This is a genomic window from Pseudomonas sp. (assembly GCF_030696055.1).
In the GTDB taxonomy this organism is placed as follows: Bacteria; Pseudomonadota; Gammaproteobacteria; order Pseudomonadales; family Pseudomonadaceae; genus Aquipseudomonas.
In genome coordinates, this window is record NZ_JAUYNP010000163.1 from 1 (window position 1) to 1,819 (window position 1,819).

A 1,819-nucleotide genomic window follows, 5' to 3' on the forward strand; every position below is an offset into this window, starting at 1 on the left:
GCATTCTACAGCAGCCTCATTCTCCGTCAAGTGATTTCGAAAATTTCTTTTCAAACTCAACCACTTGCACCTCCGATCAACTTCTAGCTTCTCGTCAGCGGGAGGCGAATTCTACAGCGTTTCAAACCGCTGTCAACCACCTCTTCAACCGCTTTCGATCGACTCGACCGAAGCACCGACAGGATCAAACCACCACCCTGTCAGCCCGGCGCATTGTACTTGGCTTTCGCCAAACTACAACCTCTATTTTTAAGTTAACTTCTTGTTTTAGAAGAAGTTTTCCGAGAGGCCTGCGCCGGAAGAGGTGCGCATTATAGGCCCAGTCAATTCCACGTCAACCGTTTATTAAGCTTTTATGAAAATCAGCCATCCACCGGCGTGCAATGGCTCGCTGCACTCGCGAAAGCGAGGCATGTCACAGGAAAGACAACGAACGAATAAGCTAGAAACGACAAAGCCGTTGATGCTGGCGCATCAACGGCTTTGCATGAGCAGACAGATATCTACTCGACACTTTTACGACGGCGTAACTGCAACAGATATTGAACAGGGCCGGACGCCGCATAAGCCAGGAAGATGATCAGTAGAATCCGCGGTGGATCGCTAAATACAACGGCGAAGACCAAGACAACCACCAGGATAGCCACGAAAGGTACGCGCCCCTTCAGGTCGAGATCCTTGAAGCTGTGGTACTTGATATTGCTGACCATAAGCACACCGGCAGCAGCCACCAGGATAGCCACAGCAAAGGCCATGTTCGAGCCCTTGATACCGAAGTCACTAAAGGCCCAAACCGTACCGGCCACCACGCCTGCCGCCGCCGGACTGGCCAGACCAATAAAGTAGCGCTTATCGGCGCTACCGATCTGCGTATTGAACCGCGCCAGGCGCAATGCAGCCCCAGCGACATAGATAAAGGCGACCATCCAGCCGACCTTGCCCAGACTGCCCAGTGCCCATTCGAACGCGAGCAAGGCTGGCGCCACACCAAAGGCCACCATATCGGACAGCGAGTCGTACTCGGCACCGAACGCGCTCTGGGTATTGGTCAGGCGCGCTACCCGGCCGTCCAGCCCATCCAGCACCATGGCGACGAACACGGCGGCGGCCGCCACATAGAAGTTGCCGTTCATGGCATTGATGATGGCGTAGAAGCCAGCAAACAAATTGGCTGTAGTAAACAGGTTAGGCAACAGATAAATGCCGCGATGACGAACCTTGCGTCCCTCGGCATCATGCCCCTCCTCTATATGCTCATCGATTGGCAGTAAGCTTTCTGCCTCAGGAGTTGGCTGGGGTTCATCTGGACGTTCGTTCATGAACAATACCTTGCAACGGATTTGGAAATTTCGACAGGCTCTATCGGCAAGGGTTCGCCGGCACAGCCCATGCAATACCCAGGCTTTATACCAGAAGCCCTGCAGCACTATGAAAAAACGCGGCCAAGGCCGCGTTTTTTCATAGCAACAAGCCTTAGTTCTTGGCTTTGTCGACGATTTTGTTAGCAGAGATCCACGGCATCATGGAACGCAGCTTCTCGCCGACCACTTCAATGCCATGGGCCGCGTTGTTGCGACGGTAGGCAGTCATAGAAGCGTAGTTGGTGGCGCCTTCCTGGATGAACATCTTGGCGTATTCGCCATCCTGAATACGCTTCAGGGCGTTACGCATGGCAGCACGGGATTCGGCGTTGATCACTTCCGGGCCGGTCACGTACTCGCCGTACTCGGCGTTGTTGGAGATCGAGTAGTTCATGTTGGCGATACCGCCTTCGTACATGAGGTCAACGATCAACTTCAGCTCGTGCAGGCACTCGAAG

The 1,819-nt window shown here is 53.9% G+C and carries 1 protein-coding gene and 1 pseudogene; both read right to left on the reverse strand.

Annotation, left to right across the window (positions count from 1 at the left end; genetic code table 11):
• Positions 1 to 503 precede the first annotated feature (503 nt).
• Positions 504 to 1,319, reverse strand: coding sequence for a CDP-diacylglycerol--serine O-phosphatidyltransferase (gene pssA, locus Q8Q83_RS09780; protein ID WP_305623264.1), 816 nt, complete (start codon positions 1,317 to 1,319; stop codon positions 504 to 506).
• A gap of 154 nt (positions 1,320 to 1,473) precedes the next feature.
• Positions 1,474 to 1,819 (reverse strand): annotated as a pseudogene (locus Q8Q83_RS09785) (ketol-acid reductoisomerase); the annotation flags it as partial.